The following is a 22,772-nucleotide window of genomic DNA, read 5'->3' on the forward strand; positions in this document are numbered from 1 at the left end:
CCTCGGGTGTCACAGAGTCTGGCGAGGCGAGGTTTCACGAGGGAGCACGAACTGTTTCGCGGATGTAACGCGACCGCGCCGTTTGTAAACGTCGTGTTTCCGCCGGCCCGATGTCCCCTGCGCGAGGGGCAGGAGACCGCCGTGGACAGATCGGTCTGACGGCGAGGGACGCTCAGGCGCGGGTGAGCGCCACCACGCGGGACGCCGCGCGCAGGTACTTCTTGCGGTAACCGCCCTCGAGCATCACGTCGGGGTACACCTGGTCGAGCGGGGTACCCGAGGCGACGATGCGCACCTGCGCGTCGTACAACCGGTCCACCAGGGCGACCCAGCGCAGCGCGTCGGTCTGGTCGGTGAACGCCCGGACGTCGGTGAGCCCGACGGCGTCGAGGTCCTCGACCAGCGCGACGTACTTCGACGGGTGCACGGAACCCAGGTGCGCGACCACCGCGCCGAAGTCGTCGAGCGTCACGGTGCCGGACGGCAGCGCGGCGGGCACGTCGGACACCACCTGCGCCGACTCGTCCACGGCCCGTCGGCGGTAGTCCAGGCCGTCGATGCGCATGGTGTCGAACCGGTCCGACATCGCCTGGATCTCGCGCAGGAAGTCCTGCGCGGCGAAGCGGCCCTCGCCCAGGGCTCCCGGGGGCGTGTTCGACGTCGCGGCGAAGCGGGTGCCGGTCTCGGTCAGTTCCTTGATGAGCCGCGTCATCACCATCGTGTCGCCCGGGTCGTCGAGCTCGAACTCGTCGATGCACACCAGTGCGGTGCCGCGGAGCAGGTCGACCGTCCCCTGGAACCCCAGGGCGCCCACGAGCGCGGTGTACTCGATGAAGGTGCCGAACGTCTTCCGCCCGGTGGCCGCGTGGTAGGCGGCTGCGAGCAGGTGGGTCTTGCCGACACCGAACCCGCCGTCCAGGTACACGCCGGACTTCGCCGAGGGCTCCGCCGACTGCTTCCGGCGCCCGAACAGCCCGCGCCGAGGGGCCTCCGCGGGACCGGCGGCCACGAACGCGGCGACGGCATCGCGGACCGAGGCCTGCGAGTCGTAGTCCGGGTCCGGCCGGTACGAGTCGAACGACGCGTCCGTGAACTGGGGCGGTGGCACGAGCGCCGCGGCCATCTGCCGCGGGGTCACCTGGGGATCACGGTCGACGAGGTGAGCGGGCAATCGGGGAACCCTTCCGGGAAGCATGTCGTGGGGTGTCACGTTGCGTCAGGGGCACGGTACGTCCGCGTACCGTTGCCCACAGGCACCGACGCCCGATCCTAGTCCGGCGCCAGCAGCACGCTCCCCAGCACCACGCTCCCCCGCACCCCCTGGAGGTACCCCCGATGACCGCACCGGTCGACCCGTCCGAGAAGTTCGCCGCCTACGCGCACCCGGAGCGCCTCGTCTCCACCGAGTGGCTGCAGGAGCAACTCGACGCCGGGGCCGGCGCCCCCGACCTGGTGGTCGTCGAGTCCGACGAGGACGTCCTGCTCTACGAGACGGGGCACATCCCGGGCGCCGTGAAGATCGACTGGCACACCGACCTCAACGACCCGGTGCAGCGCGACTACATCGACGGTGCCGCCTTCGCCGAGCTCCTCGGCGGCAAGGGCATCGGCCGCGGCACCACCGTCGTGATCTACGGCGACAAGAACAACTGGTGGGCGGCGTACGCCCTCTGGGTGTTCACCCTGTTCGGCCACGAGGACGTCCGCCTGCTCGACGGCGGTCGCGGCAAGTGGATCGCCGAGGACCGCGCCCTGACCACCGACGAGACCCCGGTCACGCCCGTCGAGTACCCCGTCGTCGAGCGCCACGACGAGCCCGTCCGCGCCTTCAAGGACGACGTCCTCGCGCACCTCGGCAAGCCGCTCATCGACGTCCGCAGCGCCCCGGAGTACAGCGGGGAGCGCACGACGGCGCCCGACTACCCGGAAGAGGGCGCGCTGCGCGGCGGCCACGTCCCCACCGCCGTGAACATCCCCTGGGCGACGGCCGCAGCCCCCGACGGCACCTTCAAGTCACGCGACGAGCTCGACGCCGTCTACCGTGACGGCGCCGGCATCGGTGACGCCGACCAGGTCATCGCATACTGCCGCATCGGTGAGCGCTCGAGCCACACCTGGTTCGTCCTGCAGCACCTGCTCGGCTACGACAACGTCCGCAACTACGACGGCTCGTGGACCGAGTGGGGCAGCGCCGTCCGCGTCCCCATCGTGCAGGGATCCGAGCCGGGTACTGTTCCGAACCGATGAACGACAGCACCGACGCACCACTCCCCGCCACCCTCGCCGAGATCCGCGACGACTTCCTCGCCCTGGGCCAGAAGGACCGCCTGCAGCTCCTGCTCGAGTTCTCGAACGAGCTGCCCGCGCTGCCCGAACGCCTGCAGGGGCACGAGGACGAGCTCGAACGCGTCGAGGAGTGCCAGTCCCCCGTCTTCATCACCGTGACGGTGGGCGAGGACGGCGACGCCCCGGACGTGGTCCGGATGCACGCCACCGCCCCGCGCGAGGCGCCGACCACCCGCGGCTTCGCCTCGATCCTGGCGCAGGGACTGTCCGGCCTGACCGTCGAGCAGGTGCTCGCCGTCCCGACGGACTACCCGCTGACCATCGGTCTGTCCGAGGCGGTCAGCCCGCTGCGGATCCGCGGCATGGTGGGCATGCTCGGACGCGTCCAGCGTCAGGTGCAGGCGGCGGTCGCGTAGACGCGACCCGTTGACGGACAGGAGGCGCGGTGCCAGCTGGCACCGCGCCTCCTGTCCGTTGCTCGTTTCCGATGCATGCGGTCCTCTGGCATTTCAGTCGCTGGCCGTGACAGGATGGGCCGGTCAGCACCATGGGGGGAATTGACGATGGCGAAGATCCACGGGAACGATCCGACCGGCTACTCGTACAGCGCGGCGGACACGCTCAGATCGGCGTCGACGGCGCTCGCGTCGTCGATCGGCGGCCAGTCCGGATCGCGGTCGTCGTCGGTGACGACCGCGAGTGCGGAGTTCCGGGGGTACTTCTCCGAGGTCTTCGCGGACAACGCCGACATCGGCGCACGCAGCGCGACCAAGCTCGTCGAGTCGTTGCAGAGCCTGTCGGGCTTCGTGCAGGAACTCTGCGACGCCGCGAAGGACGAGGACGACCGGCGGAAGCAGGCGAAGGCGTGGGACGCCCGCAAGCGAGAACGCGAAGAGAACTTCTTCGTCGGCGCCGGACACGAGATCTCGACGTGGTTCGGCGGCGGTGACGACCCGAAGCCCCCGGAACCGGAACCGGAACCGCGTCTGCAGGCGGACGAGGTCAGCGTCAAGGGGCGGGAGATCCCCGCGGGTGGTGGGACCAGCGGTGGGACGTCGTCGGCCGTCCCCGAAGACCTCCGCTCCTTCGAGGCGAACACCCGCACGCTCGACTCCGACCTGTCGGGTGCCGTCTCCACGTTCCGCAACGCCCTGAGCGACTACGAGGCAGAGTGCAACCCCTGCTGGGGCACGCTGAACGCGCAGTCGCTGCTGACCGCCGTCAACGACTGGCTCACCGCGAACGGGCAGGACGCCGACTGGGCGGGCACCGTCGCCGCGCAGTTCGAAGCCGCCGGTGGTGGTGCCGGGCCCGCGACGCTGTCGGACGCGGCGATCGCGGCGGCCCTGTCCGCGGCGGGGATCGACGCCGGACGTGACGACTTCACCATCGGACCGTTCTCGGCGATGGGGACGCCCCCGACCAACGGGTTCGCCGACGACCCGGTCAACACCGCCACGGGCAACTTCCTCGAGCCCGAGACCGACCTGTCCTTCGCGGGGCAGGCCGCGTCGCTCCGGCTCACCCGGATGTACAACTCACTCGACGGCCGCGTCGGGGAGTTCGGACTCGGGTGGTCCTCGATCCTCGACACCCGGCTGGAGATCACCGACGACGCCGCGTCGGTCGTGCTCGACGACGGCCGGCAGGTCGACTTCCCGCGGCAGGGCGACGGCTGGGACCGCGCGGTCGGCGAAGACCTCTGGCTCCGGGCCGAGGGGAACGCCCTCGTCGTCCAGGACAACGCCGGCGGTCGCTGGGAGTTCACGCGGTCCGGACGGTGGTCGAACTGCGGTCGCGGAGCCGGCACCACCGTGGCCGTGCGGCGTGACGAGCAGGACCGGATCACGCGCCTGTCGCACGTGTTCGGACGGTTTGTCGACGTCGAGTACGCGGGCGACCGCGTGGCGTCGACGACCGCCTCGGACGGACGCCGCGTGGAGTACCACTACGACGATGCTCGTCGACTCGTCCGTGCGACGGACGCCGTCGGCAGCCGTCGGTACCGCTGGAACGACGACGGGCTGATCGACCGCGTGACCGCTGCCACGGGTGTGGTCGAGTGCGAGAACACCTACGACGCCCGGGGCCGTGTCGTCGAGCAGCGCACGCCGTTCGGGCGGCGCGTGCGGTTCGCGTACCTGCCGGGCCGCGTCACCTCGGTCTCCGACGTCGACGGGGACCACACCAACACGTGGATCGCCGACCGCAAGGGCCGGGTCGTCGGGATCATCGACACCGACGGGCGGCGTCAGTCGATGTCGTACGACCCGCACGGCAACCTCGTCTCGGTGACCGAGCGCGACGGCCAGGTGACCGTCCACGGGTACGACGAGCGGGGACGGCGCGTCCGGACCGTGACACCGGAGGGCGCCGACCTGACCTTCGGGTACGACGAGCAGGACCGCATGACCACGGTGGTCACCCCGAACGGTGGGGTCGTCGAGTACTCGTACGCGGGCGACGACCGGAACCCGTCGATCATCGTCGACCCCGTCGGCGGTCGCACCGTGCTCGAGTGGCGGGACGGCCTGTTGGTCCGGACCACCGATCCGAGGGGCGTCGTCGTCGTCTTCCACCACGACGCCTCCGGCGAGGTCGTCGGCGTCGAGAACGCCGTCGGTGACACCGCACGGCTGATCCGCGACGCCGGAGGCCGGATCGTCGAGGCCGTCACACCGCTCGGCCACCGCACGCGCTACCGGTACGACGGCGCCGGCCTGCTCACCGCACGCGAGGACCCGGACGGCGGACTGTGGCGGTTCGAGCACGGCGACGGCGGTCGGGTCACCGCGATGATCGACCCCACCGGCGCACGCACCGAGGTCACCCACGGTGCCCACGGTGAGGTCGTGTCGACCACGGACCCGCTCGGTCGCGTCGTCACGAAGGACTTCGACACGTTCGGCAACGTCTCGTCGATGACCCTGCCCGACGGTGCCGAGTGGGCGTTCGTGCACGACGCGCTCTCCCGACTCGAAGCCGTGGTCGACCCGGCCGGCGGCACCTGGACACGCGAGCACGACGCGGTCGGAGCCCTCGGCGCGACGGTCGACCCCACCGGTGTCCGCACCGAGGTGGGGCGCTCGCGCGCTGACGGCGTCTCCACGGTCCGGGACGCCTTCGATGCCGTGTCCGTCACGACCGACGAGTTCGGGCGCCCGACCCGGCTCGAGCACACAGACGCCTCCGCCGAACTCACGACGTACGACGCCTGCGGCCGACCGGTCGAACTCGTCGACGCGGACGGTGGACTCACCAGGATCGAGCGTGACCTGGCCGGACGAGTCGTCGGTGTGACCACTCCGGCGGGCCGCACCACCCGGTACGAGTACGACGCGTGCGGCCGCCCGGTCAGCGCGATCGACCCCGCCGGCGCACGCACCACGCTGACCTACGACGCCGATTCACGGGTCGTCGCGCGCACCCTGCCGACCGGCGAGGTCGCCCGGACCGAGTACGACCGACAGGGTCGGGTCGTCCATGCAGACGTGCCCGGGGTCGGCACCGCCCGGTACCGGTACGACCGCGTGGGCCGGGTCGTGTCGGCGCGCGACACCCGTTTCGGCCAGCGGACCTTCCGCTACGACGCCGCCGGACAACTCATCGCCGCGGTGAACGGGCTCGGCGGCACCACCCGGTACGAGTACGACCAGCGTGGGCGCCTCGTCCGCAGCGTCGATCCGCTGGGTGGGGTGACTTTCCGCACGTACACGCAGCTCGACAAGGTGGCCTCGTCCACCGATCAGCTCGGTCGCACGACGACGGCGACCTACGACGCGGCCGGGCGCCAGCTCACCCAGACGGACCCGGACGGCAGCGTCCTGCGGTGGGAGTACGACGCGGCCGGGCGTGAATCCGCGCAGTACGCCGGTGACCGGTTGATCGGCCGCATCGACCGCGAGGCGCGTGCTCGCACGGTGACGATCACCGACGAGACCCGTCCCGACTCCCCCGCCACCCACGTCCTCGAGTTCAGCCGACTGGGCCAGCTCGTCCGCCGTGCCACCGGCGCGCGCGAGACCCGGTGGACCCACGATGCTGACGGACTCCGCACCTCGGTGCAGTCCCCTGACGGGTCCACGACCCGGTACGAGCTCGACGCCACCGGACGGGTCGTCCGCGTCGACCACTCCGCATTCGGCGAGGTCCGGTACGAGCACGACGCGGCGGGGCGGCTCCTGCAGGCCCGCGGCGGCGATCAGCTGCAGACCTGGGAGTACGCGAACGGACACGTGGTCCGGCACACGCGCATCGACGCGGACGGCACGCACGCCAGCACGATCGAACGCGACGCCGACGGGCGCATCACCCGGGTCGACGGACCCGGTGGGAGCACCACCTACGAGCACGACGATGCCGCGCAGCTGGTGTCGTCCGTCCAGGAAGCCCGTCGCACCGACTGGGTCTACGACGTCGCTGGTCGTCTGGCCGAGGAACGGACGGACTCCGGGGCCCGACGGTTCTCGTACGACGCCGCCGGACAGCTGACCAGGGTCGACGCTCCGGACGGGGCGCCCGAGGCGGAGTACGCCTACGACGGCGCAGGTCGACGGGTCCAGACGGTCCGAACGGACGGCGTCGCGACCACGTACCGCTGGACCCCGCAGGGTCGCCTCATCGGGGTGGTGGAGACCACCGCGGCAGGCAGCACCACAACCGACCTGCACGTCGACGCCCTCGGTGAACTCGCCGAGGTCGACGGCGTCCCGATCGACTGGGACACCGCCGCGTTCGCACCGACGCTCCTGGCCGTCGGTGACGAGCCGGTGCTCCGCGCTCCCGGCGGTCTGATCGGGGTAGACGACCGCTGGATCGCCAGCGGTCGGCGCACCACGAGAGCAGCCGACGACGCCGACCCGTGGCAGACGCTCGTCGACCTCGGCGGCTCCGGCCTGCCCGGCGGCATCGCACTCGGCGCCGACGGTTCGCTGCAGGTCGCCGGCCTGGAGTGGATGGGAGCCCGCGCCTACGACTCGTCGTCGCGCGGCTTCCTGTCCTTCGACCAGGTCACCGCGCCCGCGGGAGCAGCCTGGTCCGGCAACCCGTACTCGTTCGCCGGCAACGACCCCCTGCACGCCATCGACCCGCTCGGACTCGCGCCGGTCACCGACGCCGAGCTCGAGGCCTACGCGGCGGCGCAGCAGGGGCCGCTCGCACGTGCCGCAGCCGCAACCGGTGACTGGTTCGCGAACAACTGGGAGTACGTCGCCGGCGGTGCCATGGTCGTCGCGGGCGGGGTGCTCGTCGCCACCGGCGTCGGCGGTCCGGTCGGCATGATGCTCATCAGCGCCGGTGCCGACACCATCATCCAGAAGGCCACGACCGGCGAGGTGAACTGGGGCCAGGTCGCCGTCAGCGGGGCATTCGGTGCGGTCGGCGGTGGTGCCGGTGCCCTGATCGGGAAGCACCTGCTGGGCAACGCCGCAGAGGGCGCGGTCGAGAACGTCGCGAACTACGCCGTGAGCGGCCAGCCGGTGACCCCCGGTGGCCTGCTCCGGAACGCTGCCGAGGGTGCCGCGACGTCGGCGGCCACCGGCGGCACGATGTCGAAGGTCCACCTGCCGACGTCCGTGGCGAAGCTCGGCGACGAGACGCCGGTACCACCGGGCATCATCTACCGGCGCACGGACATCACCGACGGCCTGAAGCCCTACATCGGACAGACCAAGAGTGAAGACCACTTCCTCCTGCGCCAGGCCGCTCACGCACGAGAACACCCGGATGCGGCGTTCAGATTTGAGAGGATCGACAGGGGGCACCCAGGAGTCGACCTGGACCGTCGAGAAGAGTTCCACATTCGCAACGAAGGCGGACCCACGAACAAGGGCAACCCGGATGGCGGCCTGTCCAACAAGCGCCACCAGATGAGCGACAAGCGTTACGACGCGGCAGGAGGAAGCCCGTATTGAGTACGAAACAGCAGGTCTACAGGGTCTCGATCGGCGACATCTTCACAGTGCCCCTCGGCGACGGCAGGGCTGCCCTCGGACAAGTGATCGGCAAGTACAAGAGTTCGTTCTACGTCGTCGTCTTCGATCTGGTCGTTCCTGAAGATGCAGTTCAGAGCCTCGACCTCAGCGAGGTGGCCGCAACTCCGCCACTCCTGGCCCGGATGACGTTCGACGCCCGATTCCGACCGGGGATGTGGCAGATAGTGGGCAACCGCGCTCCGGATCAGGCACGTTTCCTGCCCGCCTACAGCTTCGGATCAGACGACTACGACGGAGTCCGGGTGACGAACTTCGACGGAACGAGAATGCGCCGGGCAACGGGACAGGAGGCTACCCAGGTCCCGCGGCTCACGATCGATTCCCCGATCGTCCTCGAGAAGGCGGTTCGTGCTCACTTCGGTCTGGAACCGTGGCTCCCGGCCTACGACGAAGTTCGATATCGTCCAACTCCTACGTCGTCCGAATTGTTCGGCGACTAGCAGTCCGTGAACGACGATCCTAAATCAACCAGGGAGATCATGATCTGGATGAGGAAGAGGAACGTCGACCGTCTTGAACTTCCGGGGTTCACAGATGCGACGCGGAATGAACTCCGCCGGCCCTCTGTCGTCGGCTCCGCGCAGATTTCGGACGAGTGAACGATCGTGACCCGTGACACGGCAGACCCCACCGGGGGCGCGATGACCGTCGAGCGCGCGGGCACGCTCGACCTCATAGGCGTCGACTTCCGGCTTGAGCTGGGGTTCGGCAACGGCTACCGCGTCCAGCTCGAATCCGAGTGCACCGTCACCGACCGGTCCGGAAGCACCGCGGTCGTCGATCCCGACCGCAAGGACTCACTGCTCCCGGTCCTGCGGCTGTTCGGTGCCGAGCTCGTTCGGAGTTCGACCGAGAACGGCGTACTGACGCTGATCTTCGACGGCGGGGACACCCTCGTCGCCGGTCCCGATGCCGAGTTCGAGTCCTGGCAGGTCTCCGGGCCGAAGGGTCGCCCGGCCCGCACCGAGCCGCCGACCGGAAGCACGAGCACGGGCACGGAAGGAGATCGAGGATGAGCGGCGTTCCGCGCCAGCCCTTCGCGCTGGGCATCGCCGGCGACACCGTTGACCTCATCAGCATCGGACCAGACGTGACGATCCGCTTCTCGAGCGGTGCGTCGCTCCGGTTCGAGACCGACTTCGCGCTGACAGGCTCTGACGGGGAGCACGCGTTCCTCGATCCCGGCGACAAACCGTCCCTGCTCGACCTCCTTGCCCTGCACAACAAGGTCGTCTCGGACGGTGCAGTCACGGGCGCGCGGATCGCCATCCGGTTCGCCTCGGGTGAGTTGCTCGAGGGCTGGTCGAACCGCCGAGGTCCGTCCTGGCACTCCAGCGAACCGGGGCGCGCACGGGTCGACATCGACGTCCTGCCCGACGGCGAGGTCCGGTACCGACAGGGCCCGTCGTCCGCGGAGATCCGACGGTGACGGACGCGCCCCCGGCCATCTCGATCCACCATCTCCGAGCGGTCACCGATGAATCGACCGTGGAGCTCCCGGACCGTGTCGTCGAGGTCCTCGCCACTGTCGGGCCGGACACGGATGTGCTCGTCTCCGACGTGTCCGCACGCTCGTTCGCAGCGGTCATCCGGAGGAGCTATTCGACAAAGCAGCCGAACCTCGTACCGTTCATCGACCCACTCCAAGCCCTCGGGGACGAGCTCGTCCTGATCTGTCAGGTCGAGCACGGCGATGAACTCGTGACGGTCGTGTTGCGCGCGACGGACCGAACGCTCGTGGCAGCCACGGCGATCGACCGTTCCGTCGGGGTCGTCCACATCACCGTCCAGGAGCTGTGCGCGCGCCTCCGCGCATCAGACGCTCCGGGGGCCGAACTGGCGCTCGAGGTGGCATCGCAGTGTCCGACCGAGGAACGGGTCCGCATCTTCGAGCAGGGCGCGCTGGCGACGGCACGGACCTTCCTGACGAAGTACACGATGGCCGCGGAGAAGGGCTTCGACGTCCGCGGACTCGACGGGTTCGCCCGTGCGCTCGTGCCGCTCGGCGACGAGCAGCCGGGGTTCTGCATCGTGCAGGCTGACATCTCGGTCGGAATCACGGCGTTTACGCCCGGCAGGACCGACGTCCTCGCTGCGATGAGCGTCGGCGGCCTCTCGCCCCAGACCGAGACGACCGAGGAGAACGGATGACCACGACAGTGCCGGGCGACCTCGGGATGGTCACCTACCGGATCCCCGCTGCTCGCATTGTGCTGCCCGACCTGGTGCAGTTCTTCTCAGAGCTCGAAACACCAGAGCTCGATTCACCAGAGCTCGTCTGGGTCCTCACGACCCTGTACGCCGTCACGTCCCCTGACAAGCCGGTCCAAGCGCTCCCACTCGAACGCCGCGTCGACGCGGCGGCAGAACCCGGGCTCATGCTGAGCCATGCCGAGGCGATGGAGATCGCTGACAGCATGCGGCAGCTCATCGACGGCGAGTTCCTCGGCTACCTCCCCGGCTCGGACCTGACCGACGAGTCGAACCTGGTCGTCCGGATCGACGCGTTCGACAGTGGCGAATGGACCGTGACGGTCCGACCGCCGCTCACGACGATGAGCGATGCCTTCGACCGGACGCACGGCCCAGCGCAGCCCGGCCGACCGGCGACTCGTCTCGAGGAGTTCGGGCCACGCCAGCAGACGACGAACGGAACGAATGCCGCGCCACCCGCTTCGTGAGCGGAACGGGTCGAGTGCGCGACGGTGACCCGACCATTTCTGCTCACGAAGCGACCGAACCGACGCATCGACGGACGGGAGGCGCGGTGCCAGCTGACACCGCGCCTCCCGTCCGCCCTTCGGTCGCGTCTACCGCGCGCTGGTCGCCCCGCGCCGCTGGACCACCTCGGTCAGCCACGCGAGGATCCGGGCGTCGAACCAGTCGGCGTCGTGGTTCCAGAGCTTGGTGTGCCGGGCCGTGGTCTGGATCTCGAGCCGCACCAGATCGGGCCGCGCGCGGGCCAGGTCGTGCGAGGCCGAGGACGGCACGAATCCGTCGTCGTCGCTGTGCAGCAGCAGGATCGGCACCGTGAGCTCGTCGGAGCGCGTGACCATGTCGAGCTCGCGCAGGTCCACAGGGGCCTGGAGCCCGGCGAGCCGGTGCAGCACCGGCGTGCGGAGCAGGCGCTGCGCGACCTTGCGCACCGGACGCGGCAGTCGCAGGAGCTGGCTCTGCGACTTCAGCACCGCGTGCCAGTCGACCACCGGGGACTCCAGCACCACCCCGTCGACCAGGCCGGCGAAGCGCGAGCGCAGCAGGGTCTGCAGCACGACGGCGCCACCCATCGACCAGCCCATCAGAACGACGCTCTGGGCGTCCTGCGCGGAGAGCCAGCGGAGGACGGAGTCGACGTCCTCCCACTCGGTGCTGCCGAGGCCGTAGCGACCGTCGACGCTCGGCGGGGCGACACCGTCGTTCCGCCACGAGGCGAGCACGACCGAGTACCCGGCGGCGCGGAAGACGGGGACGGCGCGGATCGTCTCGGCGCGCGTGACGCCACGGCCGTGCACCAGGACGGCCCAGGGCGCTGCCGGGTCGTCGGCGCGGACGACCCAGGCGGGCGCCGGGCCGTTCGGGGTGGGGATGTCGACGTCCTCGACGGGCACGTCAAGTTCGCCGGGGGTCAGGTAGAACCAGCCGCCCCAGCGTCCGCGACGGGCGGCGGTGGGGTCGCCGGCGTCGATCGCGATGATGCGCCGCGTGACGGTGGTGTCGGTCGTGCCGAGCACCTCGCCGACGCGCATGTGTCCGGTGCCGCCACCGAACCAGAGTGAGTAGCGGCCCTGCAACTCGGTGTCCGCGGTGCGCTCGATCGTGACGGTCTTCCGGACCGGATCGACGGCGTGGATCGGGACGCGTTCGTTGCGCTTCCGGTCGGGGGTGACGACGGCGCGGGCGACGGCGGCGACGAAGCCACCGATCACGGCCGTCCCCACCGCGGCTGCTGCCAGACCGGCGCCGAGTGCGATCAACCCGGCCGATCGAGCGGTCTCCTGGACGACGTCCTCGGCGGGTCGCGCGGATCGGGACATGGCCCGGAGCCTAGTCTGCATGTGTGTCCGAAACCCGAGAGCCCGACGCCTTCGCGCGGCTCCGCGCGTTCGTGTCCGGCGGCAGCGGCCGTGCCGAGACCACCGTCACCGAGATCCCGTCGCCGACCCGGATCGCACCGTTCTCGATCGCCCTGGCGGCGGACGTGTCCGGTACCGCGCACGGGGTCGAGTCGGACCTGGGCACCGGCCGCTTCATCGCCTTGTACGACCCCGAAGAACCCGAGGGCTGGGGCGGCCCGTTCCGTGTCGTCTCGTTCGCTCAGGCGCCGCTCGAGCCGGAGATCGGCGTCGACGAGTTCGTCGCCGACGTCACCTGGAGCTGGCTCGTCGACGCGCTCGAGTCGCACGGCGCGACGTACGACCACGCCTCGGGCACGGCCACCAAGATCATCTCGCGCGGGTACGGCGACCTCGCCGCACAGGGCGACGGCGCACAGCTGGAACTCCGCGCGTCGTGGACACCACGCGGCGACGACCTCACCGCACACGTCCGGGCCTGGCAGGACATCGTCGCCATGCTCGCCGGTCTGCCTCCCGCTTCGGACGGCGTGACCCTGCTGGCCCCGAGGAGGCTCGCCAAGTGACCGACCCCACTCCCCAGGACGCCGCTGGCGCCGCTGCTGGCTCGGCCGCTCCGGCCGCCGCCGCCAGCCCCGCCTTCGAGGCATCGCACGACGCCGTCAAGGTCATCGACACGCGCGAGGACTACCTCGAGGCGGTCGCCGCCATCGCCGCCGGCCACGGCCCCGTCGCGGTCGACGCCGAGCGCGCCAGCGGTTACCGGTACTCGCAGCGCGCCTACCTGATCCAGGTGTTCCGCCGCGGTGCCGGCGCGTTCCTGTTCGACCCGATCCCGATCGGCGACTTCTCCGAGCTGCAGGCCGCCATCGTCGACGAAGAGTGGCTGTTCCACGCCGCCTCGCAGGACCTGCCGTGCCTGCAGGAGGTCGGCCTCGTCCCGACGCGCATCTTCGACACCGAGCTCGGCGCCCGCATCGCCGGCTTCCCCCGTGTCGGCCTCGGCGCCGTCGTCGAGCAGCTGCTCGGCATCACCCTGGCGAAGGCGCACTCGGCCGCCGACTGGTCGACCCGTCCCCTGCCGCAGTCGTGGCTCGTCTACGCGTCGCTCGACGTCGAGCTGCTGCCCGACCTCCGCGACGCCCTCGCCGAGAAGCTCGACGAGGCCGGCAAGACCCGGATCGCTCAAGAGGAGTTCGACGCGGTCCTGCACCGCGCGCCGAAGCCCGCCCGGGCCGAGCCCTGGCGTCGGCTGTCCGGCATGCACGCGCTCCGTGGTGCGCGAGCACTGGCGATCGCCCGGTCGCTCTGGCTCGCCCGTGACGAGTACGCCCGACAGGCGGACATCGCCCCCGGGCGCACGATCCCCGACTCGGCGGTCGTCGCCGCGGCGGCCGCCGCACCCGAGTCCCGCGCCGAACTCGGTGCGCTGAAGACCTTCACGGGCCGCGCCAGCCGTTCCGAGCTCGACCGTTGGTGGGCCGCCGTCGAGGAGGGCCGCACCACCGAGGACCTCCCCCGCCTGCGCGGTGCCGGCGAGGCGACGCTCCCGCCGCCCCGCGCCTGGGCGGACCGCAACCCGGCCGCCGACCGCCGGTACAAGGCCGCGCGCGCCGCGGTCACGAAGCGTGCCGAGGAACTCGACATCCCACTCGAGAACCTGCTCACGCCGGAGACGCTCCGGCTCGTGTCGTGGGCCCCGCCGTCGCCGCCGTCGACCGAGCTGGTCGGAGCGGCCCTCGCCGAGCACGACGCCCGCCCGTGGCAGGTCGAGGAACTCGCGTCGATCATCGCGTCGGCCTTTGTCGCTGCTGCACAGCGGCCCGCGGCGACGGACGACGACGAGTCGTAGGAACTGCCCAACCGGCATGCGGCCGCCCAGGCTGGGGGCATAGCGTCGGGAGGGTCGCCGGGCGAGGCCCGGCCAGGCCGGAGCGACCTGCGTTCCGGCCCGATCGATGAGGATCTGGGAGGCCCGGATTGCCAAAGGCATCAGACGTCGTGTTCGTGGACGGCGTTCGCACACCGTTCGGACGAGCCGGCGAGAAGGGGGTGTTCTGGAAGACCCGGTCGGACGACCTCGCGGTGCACGCGATGCGCGGACTGCTCGACCGGAACACCTTCGACACCGCAGCGGTGGACGACGTCGCCGTCGCGGCGACCACGCAGCAGGGTGACCAGGGGCTGACGCTCGGGCGCACGGTCGGCATGCTCGCGGGTCTGCCGAAGTCGGTGCCCGGTTACGCGATCGACCGCATGTGCGCCGGTGCCATGACGAGCGTCACGACGCTCGCCGGCGCCATCGCCTTCGGTGCCGCCGACGTCGCGATCGCCGGTGGTGTCGAGCACATGGGCCGGCACCCGATGGGCTTCAACGCCGACCCGAACCCGCGTTTCGTCGCGGAGCGCATGGTCTCGAGCGACGCCCTCGTCATGGGCGCCACCGCCGAGCGTCTGCACGACCGCTTCCCCGCGATCACGAAGGACCGCACGGACGCCTACGCCGTCCAGTCCCAGCAGCGCTACGCCGCCGCTTGGGCGAACGGCAAGCTCCAGCCGGACGTGATCCCGGTCGAGGTCAACAAGGGCGACGGCTGGGACGTCGTCAGCACCGACGAGCCGCCGCGGCCGGGGACGACCCTGGAGGCGCTGGCCGCGTTGAAGACGCCGTTCCGGCCCCACGGACGGGTCACCGCCGGCAACGCCGCCGGTCTGAACGACGGCGCCACCATGAGCCTGCTCGCGTCCGAGGACGGCGCGAAGCAGCACGGACTGTCGACGAAGATGCGCATGGTCTCGTTCGCCTTCGCCGGCGTCGAGCCCGAGGTCATGGGCGTCGGCCCGGTCCCCGCGACCGACAAGGCCCTGTCGAAGGCCGGCCTGTCGATCGACGACATCGGCCTGTTCGAGATCAACGAGGCGTTCGCCGTCCAGGTGCTCGCGTTCCTCGACAACTACGGCATCGCCCAGGACTCCCCGAACGTGAACGCCTGGGGCGGCGCGATCGCCGTCGGCCACCCGCTCGCGTCGAGTGGTGTCCGGCTGATGAACCAGCTCGCCGCACAGTTCGCCGAGCGACCGGACGTCAAGTACGGCATCACCACGATGTGCATCGGGCTCGGCCAGGGCGGCACCGTCATCTGGGAGAACCCGAACCACAGCAAGTCGGCCGAGCGTTCGGCTCGGAAGGGGGCGTGACCATGACCATCGTCGACAACGACCGACTGGCCGAACTCAGCGAGGACGAGGTCGTCACGCACTCGTTCGTCAAGCACGTCACGACGCCCTCGGGTGGCACACTGGCGCTCATCACGCTCGACAACGGCAAGGACTACAAGCGGCCGAACACCCTCGGGCCGCGCACGCTCCGTGAGCTGTCCGGCGTGCTCGACACCCTCAAGACCGAGGCCGCAGCCGGCACGATCCAGGGCGTCGCGATCACCGGCAAGGAGTACTGCTTCGCCGCCGGGGCCGACCTGTCCCAGGCAGCGGCGGTCCCGTCGCGCGAGGCCGCCCATGACCTGGCCGCCCTCGGGCACGCCACGCTCCGCAAGTTCTCCGACCTCGGGGTGCCGTCGTTCGCGTTCGTGAACACCCTGGCGCTCGGGGGTGGGCTCGAGATCGCCCTGCACTGCACCTACCGGGCGTTCTCGTCCGCGGCGCAGGGCATCGGGCTCCCCGAGGTGTTCCTCGGCATCATCCCCGGCTGGGGCGGCGCGACGCTGCTCCCCCGCCTGATCGGCCCGGAGCGCGCGCTCCGCGTCATCGTCGAGAACCCGCTCAAGAACAACCGCCTGATGGACGGTCCGGCCGCGGTCGAGATCGGCATCGGTGACGTGCTCGTCCCGTCCGTCACGTTCCTGCCCTCGGCGGTGGCGTGGGCGGACGGCGTCATCACCGGAACGACCAAGGTGGTGCGGAAGAACGAGCCGGGCATGCTCGAGAAGGCCGCCTGGGGCACCGTCGTCAAGGTCGCCCGCGGCCAGGTCGCGTCGAAGATCGGCACCGTGCCGAAGTCGCCGTTCCGGGCGCTCGACCTCGTCGCCGCCGCCAAGTCGGGTTCGCTCGACGAACGCTTCGCCGACGAGGACGAGGCCCTCGCCGACCTCATCTCGGGCGACCAGTTCGCCGCGTCGATGTACGCCTTCGACCTCGTGCAGAAGCGTGCGAAGAAGCCCGTCGGCGCTCCCGAGGGTGTCGATCCGAAGAAGATCACGAAGGTCGGCGTCCTCGGCGCCGGGCTGATGGCTTCGCAGTTCGCGCTGCTGTTCGCCCGACGCCTGGGCGTCCCCGTCGTCATCACCGACGTCGACCAGTCGCGCGTCGACGCCGGCGTCGAGCGGATCCGCGGCGAGGTCGCGAAGCTGCTCGACAAGGGCCGGATCTCCCCCGACGACGCGAACCGCATCACCGCGCTCGTCAGCGGGTCGGTGTCCTACGACGCCTTCGCCGACGCTGACTGGGTGATCGAGGCGGTCTTCGAGGAGATGACCGTCAAGCAGGAGGTCTTCCGGAAGATCGAGCAGGTCATCGCACCCGACGCGATCCTCGCCACGAACACGTCGTCGCTCTCCGTCGACGAGATGGCATCGGTCCTCACCAACCCGGAGCGACTCGTCGGCTTCCACTTCTTCAACCCGGTCGCGGTGATGCCGCTGCTCGAGGTGGTGCGCGCGGCGAAGACCTCGGACGAGGCCCTCGTCACCGCCCTCGCCGTCGCGAAGACCCTGAAGAAGACCGCGATCATCACCGCGGACCAGCCGGGCTTCGTCGTCAACCGCGTGCTCGCGCGGGTGCTCGGCGAGGCGATGCGCGGCGTGGAAGAGGGCACCTCGTTCGACACCGTCGCGCAGGGTGCCGCACCGCTCGGCCTGCCGATGTCACCGTTCGAGCTGCTCGAGCTCGTCGGGCTGCCGGTCGGCGCGCACGTGCTCGCCTCGCACCACGCGGCCTGGCCGGAGCGCTTCTACCCCGGCGACGGCCTGAAGAGGATCGCCGAGCACGGGACGATCCTGACCCGCGACAAGAAGGGCAACGCGACCGGGTACGACCCCGCCGCCGTGAAGCTCGTCGCGCCGTCCAAGAAGGACGCGAAGCCGGTCGACGCCGCCGAGATGCAGCGCCGGTTCGAGGACGCCCTGGCCGACGAGTTGCACCGCATGCTCGAGGACCGGGTCGTCGAGCACGTCGAGGAGATCGACCTCGGGCTCATCCTCGGCGCCGGCTACCCGTTCCAGGCCGGTGGGATCAGCCCGTACCTCGACCGTTCCGGTGCGTCCGAGCGTGTCTTCGGCGGCACGTTCCACCAGCCCCGGATCGTCGGCCCCGCTTCCCGCTAGCGCCATCACGCAAAACACCGGTGTTCGCGCACCGAACACCCGCAAACCGCGGCGTGGAGCGCGAACACCGGTGTTTTGCTGACCGGACCGGACCGGACCGGACCGGACCGGGCCGTCAGCGGTCGGACGCCGCCGACTCGCGGGACCGCGCGGGCTTCGCCTGCGGCAACTTCGTCCCGACGACCTGGTCGATGACGTCGCGGGCGATGGCCTGCGCCGTGAGCCCCGCGTCGGCGAGGATCTGCGACCGGGTCGCGTGGTCGATGAACGCGTCGGGCAGCCCGAGCTCGTTCACCCCGGTGTCGACCCCGGCAGCGCGCAGGTCCTGCCGCAGCCGCGTCCCGACGCCGCCGACCCGCACGCCGTCCTCGATGGTGATCACGAGCCGGTGCGTCCGCGACAGCTCGATCAGCGACACCGGGATCGGCACCACCCAGCGCGGGTCCACGACGGTGACGCCGATGCCCTGCGCCTCGAGCAGCGCCGCGGCCTCGAGTGCCACCGGCACCATCGACCCCACGGCGACGAAGAGCACGTCCTCGACGTCATCCGCGGCGGCGTGCAGGACGTCCACGCCATCGGAGAGACGACGGACAGCTTGGACGTCCGGTCCGACCTGCCCCTTCGACCAGCGCAGCACGGTGGGGGCGTCGTCGACGGCGATCGCCTCGCGGAACTCCTCGCGCAGCGTCGAGGCATCGCGGGGCGCGGCGATCCGGATCCCCGGTACGACCTGCAGCAGCGCGAGGTCCCACATGCCGTGGTGCGAGGGGCCGTCCGGGCCGGTGATGCCGGCGCGGTCGAGCACGAACGTCACGCCGGCCTTGTGCAGGGCGACGTCCATCAGCACCTGGTCGAACGCACGGTTCAGGAACGTCGCGTAGAGCGCCACGACCGGGTGGAGTCCCCCGTAGGCCAGGCCCGCGGCGGTCGTCACGGCGTGCTGCTCGGCGATGCCGACGTCGTAGACCCGGCCGGGGTGCTGCTCCTGGAACAGGTGCAGCCCGGTCGGCCGGAGCATCGCCGCCGTGATCGCGACGACGCGCTCGTCCTCCGCTCCCACCGAAGCCAGCGTCGACGCGAACACCGAGGTCCACGACGGACCCGACGCCGCGTCGAGCGACTCCCCGGTCTCCGGGTCGATGTGCCCGACGGCGTGGAACTGGTCGGCCTGGTCGCGCAGGGCGGGCTCGAAGCCGTGGCCCTTCTCGGTGATCGCGTGCACGATCACGGGAGCGCCGTACTCCTTGGCCTGCCGGAGCGCCGCCTCCATCGCCTGCTGATCGTGCCCGTTCACCGGGCCGATGTACTTGATGTCGAGGTTCGAGTACAACGCCTCGTTGTTCGTCAGCCGCGACAGGAAGCCGTGCAGGCCCCCGCGCATGCCTCGGTACACCGCACGACCCGGAGCGCCGAACCGTGCCGCCACGGCCTGCGTGCCCTCGTACAGGGCCCGGTACTCGCGGCGGGTGCGCACGGAGCTCAGGAACCGCGCCATGCCACCGATCGTCGGGGCGTACGAGCGGCCGTTGTCGTTGACGACGATGACCAGGCGACGGTCGTTGTCGTCGGAGATGTTGTTGAGCGCCTCCCACGTCATGCCGCCGGTGAGGGCGCCGTCCCCCACCACCGCGACGACGGTGCGGTCGATCTGCCCGGTCTGCCCGAACGCGCGGGAGATGCCGTCGGCCCACGACAGCGACGACGACGCGTGCGAGGACTCGACGATGTCGTGCTCGGACTCGCTCCGCTGCGGGTAGCCGGCGATGCCGCCGCGTTCGCGCAGCTTCGAGAAGTCCTGGCGCCCCGTGACGAGCTTGTGCACGTACGACTGGTGCCCGGTGTCGAAGACGAACGGGTCGTTCGGCGAGTCGAACACGCGGTGCATCGCGAGCGTCAGCTCCACGACGCCCAGGTTCGGCCCGAGGTGCCCACCGGTCTTCGCGACCTCGGCGACCAGGAAACGTCGGATCTCGGCGGCGAGGTCGGTCATCTGCGCGTCGGAGAGACGCTTCAGGTCGCGCGGCGACGTGATGCTGGCGAGCAGGCTCACGGGCGCTCCTTTCGTGGGGCTGTCGGGCCACTCTATTCCGGGGACCCGACAACGGACGGGAGGCGCGGTGCCAGCTGGCACCGCGCCTCCAGGCCGGTCGTCGGTCGCGTCAGCGACCCGTGCGCACGACGCTCAGACGAGCGAGCGGAGCACGTACTGCAGGATGCCGCCGTTGCGGTAGTAGTCGGCCTCGCCGGGGGTGTCGATGCGGACGACCGCGTCGAACTCGATCGGCTGCTTGCCGGCCGGCGAGTGCTCGCTCGGCGTCGCGGTGACGTGCACCGTCTTCGGGGTGCGGCCCTCGTTCAGCTCGGTCAGCCCGGAGATCGAGACGACCTCGGTGCCGTCGAGCCCGAGGGACTCGACCGTCTCGCCCGCCGGGAACTGCAGCGGGACGACGCCCATGCCGATCAGGTTCGAGCGGTGGATCCGCTCGAAGCTCTCGGTGATGACCGCACGGACACCGAGCAGGTTCGTGCCCTTGGCGGCCCAGTCACGGGACGAACCGGAGCCGTACTCCTTGCCACCGAAGATGACGAGCGGGATGCCCTGCTCCTGGTAGTGCTGCGAGGCGTCGTAGATGAACGACTGCGCACCGTCCGGCGTCGTGAAGTCACGGGTGTAGCCGCCCTCCACGCCGTCGAGCAGCTGGTTGCGCAGACGGATGTTCGCGAACGTGCCGCGGATCATGACCTCGTGGTTGCCGCGACGCGAGCCGTAGGAGTTGAAGTCCTTGCGGTCGACGCCGTGCTCGGCGAGGTACTGGCCGGCGGGGCTGTCGGCCTTGATCGAACCGGCCGGCGAGATGTGGTCGGTCGTGACCGAGTCGCCGAGCTTCGCGAGCACCCGGGCGCCGGAGATGTCCGACACCGCGTCGGGCTGCATCGTCATGCCCTCGAAGTACGGGGGCTTCCGGACGTAGGTCGACTCCTGGTCCCACTCGAAGGTGTCGCCGGTCGGGGTCGGCAGGTTCTTCCAGCGGTCGTCGCCCTCGAACACGGAGCCGTACTCGTGGGTGAACATCTCGGTGTCGATCGACTCGTCGATGACCTGCTGCACCTCGGCCGCGTCGGGCCAGATGTCGGTCAGGTAGACGTCGTTGCCGTCCTGGTCGGTGCCGAGGGCGTCCTTGTCGAAGTCGAAGTGCATCGACCCGGCGAGGGCGTAGGCGATGACCAGCGGCGGGGACGCCAGGTAGTTCATCTTGACGTCGGGGTTGATCCGGCCCTCGAAGTTGCGGTTGCCCGAGAGCACCGCGGTGACGGCGAGGTCGTTGTCCTGCACGGCCTGCGAGATCTCTTCCGGCAGCGGGCCCGAGTTGCCGATGCAGGTGGTGCAGCCGTAGCCGACCGTGTAGAAGCCGAGCTGCTCGAGGTAGGTGGTCAGACCGGCCTTCTCGTAGTAGTCGGTGACGACCTTCGACCCGGGCGCGAGGGTGGTCTTCACCCAGGGCTTCGCGGTGAGGCCCTTCTTCGCGGCGTTCCGGGCGAGGATGCCCGCGGCCATCATGACCGACGGGTTCGACGTGTTCGTGCACGACGTGATCGCGGCGATCGCGACGGCACCGTGGTCGATCGTGAACGGGTCGCCGTCGGCGATGGCGACCGAGGTCGGCTTCGAGACGGTGCCGGGCGCGCTCGATGCGTGCACGGGTACCTCGGACCCGGGGGCGTCCTGCAGGTCGTCCACGGCGTGCTCGTCGCCGGGGCCCGCGGCCACCGGGTCGGACGCCGGGAACGTGTCGGCGACGGCCTTGTCCTCTTCGCTGTGGTCGATGCTCGCGTAGTTGGCGAGGTCGACCTCGAACTGGTCCTTGGCCTTCGACAGCTCGATGCGGTCCTGCGGACGCTTCGGGCCCGAGATGGACGGCACGACCGTGGAGAGGTCGAGCTCCATGTACTCGGAGTAGTTCGGCTCGACCGAGGCGTCGTGCCACAGCCCCTGGGTCTTGGAGTACGCCTCGACCAGGGCGATCTGCGCCTCGTCGCGACCGGTCAGCCGCAGGTAGTCCAGCGTGACGTCGTCGACCGGGAAGATCGCTGCCGTCGAACCGAACTCGGGCGACATGTTGCCGATGGTGGCGCGGTTGGCGAGCGGGACGGCGCCGACGCCCTCGCCGTAGAACTCGACGAACTTGCCGACGACGCCGTGCTTGCGGAGCTCCTGCGTGATGGTGAGCACCACGTCGGTCGCGGTCACGCCGGCCGGGATCTCACCCGAGAGCTTGAAGCCGACGACCTTCGGGATGAGCATCGACACGGGCTGCCCGAGCATCGCGGCCTCGGCCTCGATGCCGCCGACGCCCCAGCCGAGCACGCCGAGGCCGTTCACCATCGTGGTGTGCGAGTCGGTGCCGACCAGGGTGTCCGGGTACGCGTAGGTCTCGCCGTCGAAGTCACGCGTGTAGGTGACCTTCGCCAGGTACTCGATGTTCACCTGGTGGACGATGCCGGTGCCCGGCGGGACGACCTTGAAGTCCTCGAACGCGGTCTGGCCCCAGCGGAGGAACTGGTAGCGCTCACCGTTCCGCTCGTACTCGAGGTCGGTGTTGCGCTGCAGGGCATCCGTGCTGCCGAACAGGTCGGCGATGACGGAGTGGTCGATCACCATCTCGGCCGGGGACAGCGGGTTGATCTTGTTCGGGTCGCCGCCGATGTCCGCCATGGCCTCGCGCATGGTGGCGAGGTCGACGATGCACGGCACACCCGTGAAGTCCTGCATGACGACGCGCGCCGGCGAGAACTGGATCTCGGTGTCGGGCTCCGCGTCGGGCCGCCAGGAACCGAGCGCCCGGATCTGTCCCTCGGTGACGTTCTTGCCGTCCTCGGTGCGGAGGAGGTTCTCGAGCAGCACCTTCAGGCTGTAGGGCAACTTCTCGTGCCCGGGAACCGAGTCGATCCGGTGGATCGCGTAGTCGACACCCCCAACCGACAGTGTGTCCTTCGAGCCGAAGCTATTGACTGCAGCCACCGTGCCGCCTCCCTACTGATCGGTTTGCCCTCATCCTCGCGGGCCGTGGACCGTCCCA

16 protein-coding genes are annotated in these 22,772 nt (G+C 70.4%); 12 read left to right on the top strand and 4 right to left on the bottom strand.

From position 1 onward, the window contains the following. Positions 1 to 172: 172 nt before the first annotated feature. A complete protein-coding gene (gene zapE / locus DEI85_RS08860) occupies positions 173 to 1,195 on the bottom strand; it encodes a cell division protein ZapE (protein WP_111090870.1) in 1,023 nt (340 codons plus the stop codon). Positions 1,196 to 1,335: 140 nt separating this feature from the next. On the opposite strand from zapE, the gene DEI85_RS08865 reads away from it, so the two are divergent. The 8 genes from DEI85_RS08865 (at position 1,336) to DEI85_RS08900 (ending at position 10,960) form a co-directional block, all read left to right on the top strand. Then, positions 1,336 to 2,247 (top strand): sulfurtransferase, encoded by a 912-nt coding sequence (locus DEI85_RS08865; protein ID WP_111123043.1) that lies wholly within the window; start codon positions 1,336 to 1,338, stop codon positions 2,245 to 2,247. Beyond that, positions 2,244 to 2,702 carry a SufE family protein gene (locus DEI85_RS08870; RefSeq protein WP_111090872.1) on the top strand — a complete coding sequence of 153 codons (459 nt, stop codon included), beginning with the start codon at positions 2,244 to 2,246 and terminating at the stop codon, positions 2,700 to 2,702. Before DEI85_RS08865 ends, DEI85_RS08870 begins: the two co-directional genes overlap by 4 nt. Positions 2,703 to 2,849: 147 nt before the next feature. Then, positions 2,850 to 8,198, top strand: a complete 5,349-nt coding sequence (locus DEI85_RS08875) for a DUF6531 domain-containing protein (RefSeq protein WP_146248969.1) — start codon at positions 2,850 to 2,852, stop codon at positions 8,196 to 8,198. Further along, positions 8,195 to 8,719, top strand: a complete 525-nt coding sequence (locus DEI85_RS08880) for an Imm26 family immunity protein (protein WP_110859592.1) — start codon at positions 8,195 to 8,197, stop codon at positions 8,717 to 8,719. The genes DEI85_RS08875 and DEI85_RS08880 overlap by 4 nt, the downstream gene beginning before the upstream one ends. A gap of 165 nt (positions 8,720 to 8,884) precedes the next feature. Beyond that, positions 8,885 to 9,295, top strand: coding sequence for a DUF6188 family protein (locus DEI85_RS08885; RefSeq protein WP_110859591.1), 411 nt, complete (start codon positions 8,885 to 8,887; stop codon positions 9,293 to 9,295). Further along, positions 9,292 to 9,708, top strand: a complete 417-nt coding sequence (locus DEI85_RS08890) for a DUF6188 family protein (protein WP_111123045.1) — start codon at positions 9,292 to 9,294, stop codon at positions 9,706 to 9,708. Before DEI85_RS08885 ends, DEI85_RS08890 begins: the two co-directional genes overlap by 4 nt. Next, positions 9,705 to 10,430: a hypothetical protein gene (locus tag DEI85_RS08895; RefSeq protein ID WP_111123046.1), complete on the top strand. Its 726-nt coding sequence runs from the start codon at positions 9,705 to 9,707 to the stop codon at positions 10,428 to 10,430. Before DEI85_RS08890 ends, DEI85_RS08895 begins: the two co-directional genes overlap by 4 nt. Further along, the gene (locus tag DEI85_RS08900; RefSeq protein ID WP_111090877.1) at positions 10,427 to 10,960 is read left to right on the top strand and encodes a hypothetical protein; all 534 of its coding nucleotides are present in this window, start codon (positions 10,427 to 10,429) and stop codon (positions 10,958 to 10,960) included. Before DEI85_RS08895 ends, DEI85_RS08900 begins: the two co-directional genes overlap by 4 nt. Before the next feature lie 129 nt (positions 10,961 to 11,089). On the opposite strand, the gene DEI85_RS08905 is transcribed toward DEI85_RS08900, so the two are convergent. Continuing rightward, positions 11,090 to 12,313: an alpha/beta fold hydrolase gene (locus DEI85_RS08905; protein WP_181435539.1), complete on the bottom strand. Its 1,224-nt coding sequence runs from the start codon at positions 12,311 to 12,313 to the stop codon at positions 11,090 to 11,092. A gap of 23 nt (positions 12,314 to 12,336) precedes the next feature. On the opposite strand from DEI85_RS08905, the gene DEI85_RS08910 reads away from it, so the two are divergent. From DEI85_RS08910 to DEI85_RS08925, 4 genes are all read left to right on the top strand, one after another. Continuing rightward, positions 12,337 to 12,918 carry a DUF3000 domain-containing protein gene (locus tag DEI85_RS08910; protein ID WP_181421239.1) on the top strand — a complete coding sequence of 194 codons (582 nt, stop codon included), beginning with the start codon at positions 12,337 to 12,339 and terminating at the stop codon, positions 12,916 to 12,918. Further along, the gene (locus tag DEI85_RS08915; RefSeq protein ID WP_375342436.1) at positions 12,915 to 14,204 is read left to right on the top strand and encodes an HRDC domain-containing protein; all 1,290 of its coding nucleotides are present in this window, start codon (positions 12,915 to 12,917) and stop codon (positions 14,202 to 14,204) included. Before DEI85_RS08910 ends, DEI85_RS08915 begins: the two co-directional genes overlap by 4 nt. A gap of 128 nt (positions 14,205 to 14,332) precedes the next feature. Next, a complete protein-coding gene (locus DEI85_RS08920) occupies positions 14,333 to 15,550 on the top strand; it encodes a thiolase family protein (protein ID WP_110859586.1) in 1,218 nt (405 codons plus the stop codon). Positions 15,551 to 15,552: 2 nt separating this feature from the next. Continuing rightward, on the top strand, positions 15,553 to 17,691 hold the full coding sequence (locus DEI85_RS08925; RefSeq protein WP_111123048.1) for a 3-hydroxyacyl-CoA dehydrogenase NAD-binding domain-containing protein: 2,139 nt from the start codon (positions 15,553 to 15,555) through the stop codon (positions 17,689 to 17,691). A gap of 115 nt (positions 17,692 to 17,806) precedes the next feature. On the opposite strand, the gene dxs is transcribed toward DEI85_RS08925, so the two are convergent. Further along, positions 17,807 to 19,744: a 1-deoxy-D-xylulose-5-phosphate synthase gene (gene dxs, locus DEI85_RS08930; protein WP_111123049.1), complete on the bottom strand. Its 1,938-nt coding sequence runs from the start codon at positions 19,742 to 19,744 to the stop codon at positions 17,807 to 17,809. A gap of 132 nt (positions 19,745 to 19,876) precedes the next feature. Next, the gene (locus tag DEI85_RS08935; RefSeq protein ID WP_111090880.1) at positions 19,877 to 22,714 is read right to left on the bottom strand and encodes an aconitate hydratase; all 2,838 of its coding nucleotides are present in this window, start codon (positions 22,712 to 22,714) and stop codon (positions 19,877 to 19,879) included. Between the last annotated feature and the right edge of the window lie 58 nt (positions 22,715 to 22,772).

Source organism: Curtobacterium sp. MCBD17_026 (assembly GCF_003234895.2).
GTDB classification, from domain to species: domain Bacteria; phylum Actinomycetota; class Actinomycetes; order Actinomycetales; family Microbacteriaceae; genus Curtobacterium; species Curtobacterium flaccumfaciens.

What these genes read in the sequence shown, in the direction of transcription:
- zapE (WP_111090870.1), bottom strand. Translation starts at nt 1,195, where the DNA reads ATGCTTCCCGGAAGGGTTCCCCGATTGCCCGCTCACCTCGTCGACCGT.
- DEI85_RS08865 (WP_111123043.1), top strand. Translation starts at nt 1,336, where the DNA reads ATGACCGCACCGGTCGACCCGTCCGAGAAGTTCGCCGCCTACGCGCAC.
- DEI85_RS08870 (WP_111090872.1), top strand. Translation starts at nt 2,244, where the DNA reads ATGAACGACAGCACCGACGCACCACTCCCCGCCACCCTCGCCGAGATC.
- DEI85_RS08875 (WP_146248969.1), top strand. Translation starts at nt 2,850, where the DNA reads ATGGCGAAGATCCACGGGAACGATCCGACCGGCTACTCGTACAGCGCG.
- DEI85_RS08890 (WP_111123045.1), top strand. Translation starts at nt 9,292, where the DNA reads ATGAGCGGCGTTCCGCGCCAGCCCTTCGCGCTGGGCATCGCCGGCGAC.
- DEI85_RS08900 (WP_111090877.1), top strand. Translation starts at nt 10,427, where the DNA reads ATGACCACGACAGTGCCGGGCGACCTCGGGATGGTCACCTACCGGATC.
- DEI85_RS08905 (WP_181435539.1), bottom strand. Translation starts at nt 12,313, where the DNA reads ATGTCCCGATCCGCGCGACCCGCCGAGGACGTCGTCCAGGAGACCGCT.
- DEI85_RS08925 (WP_111123048.1), top strand. Translation starts at nt 15,553, where the DNA reads ATGACCATCGTCGACAACGACCGACTGGCCGAACTCAGCGAGGACGAG.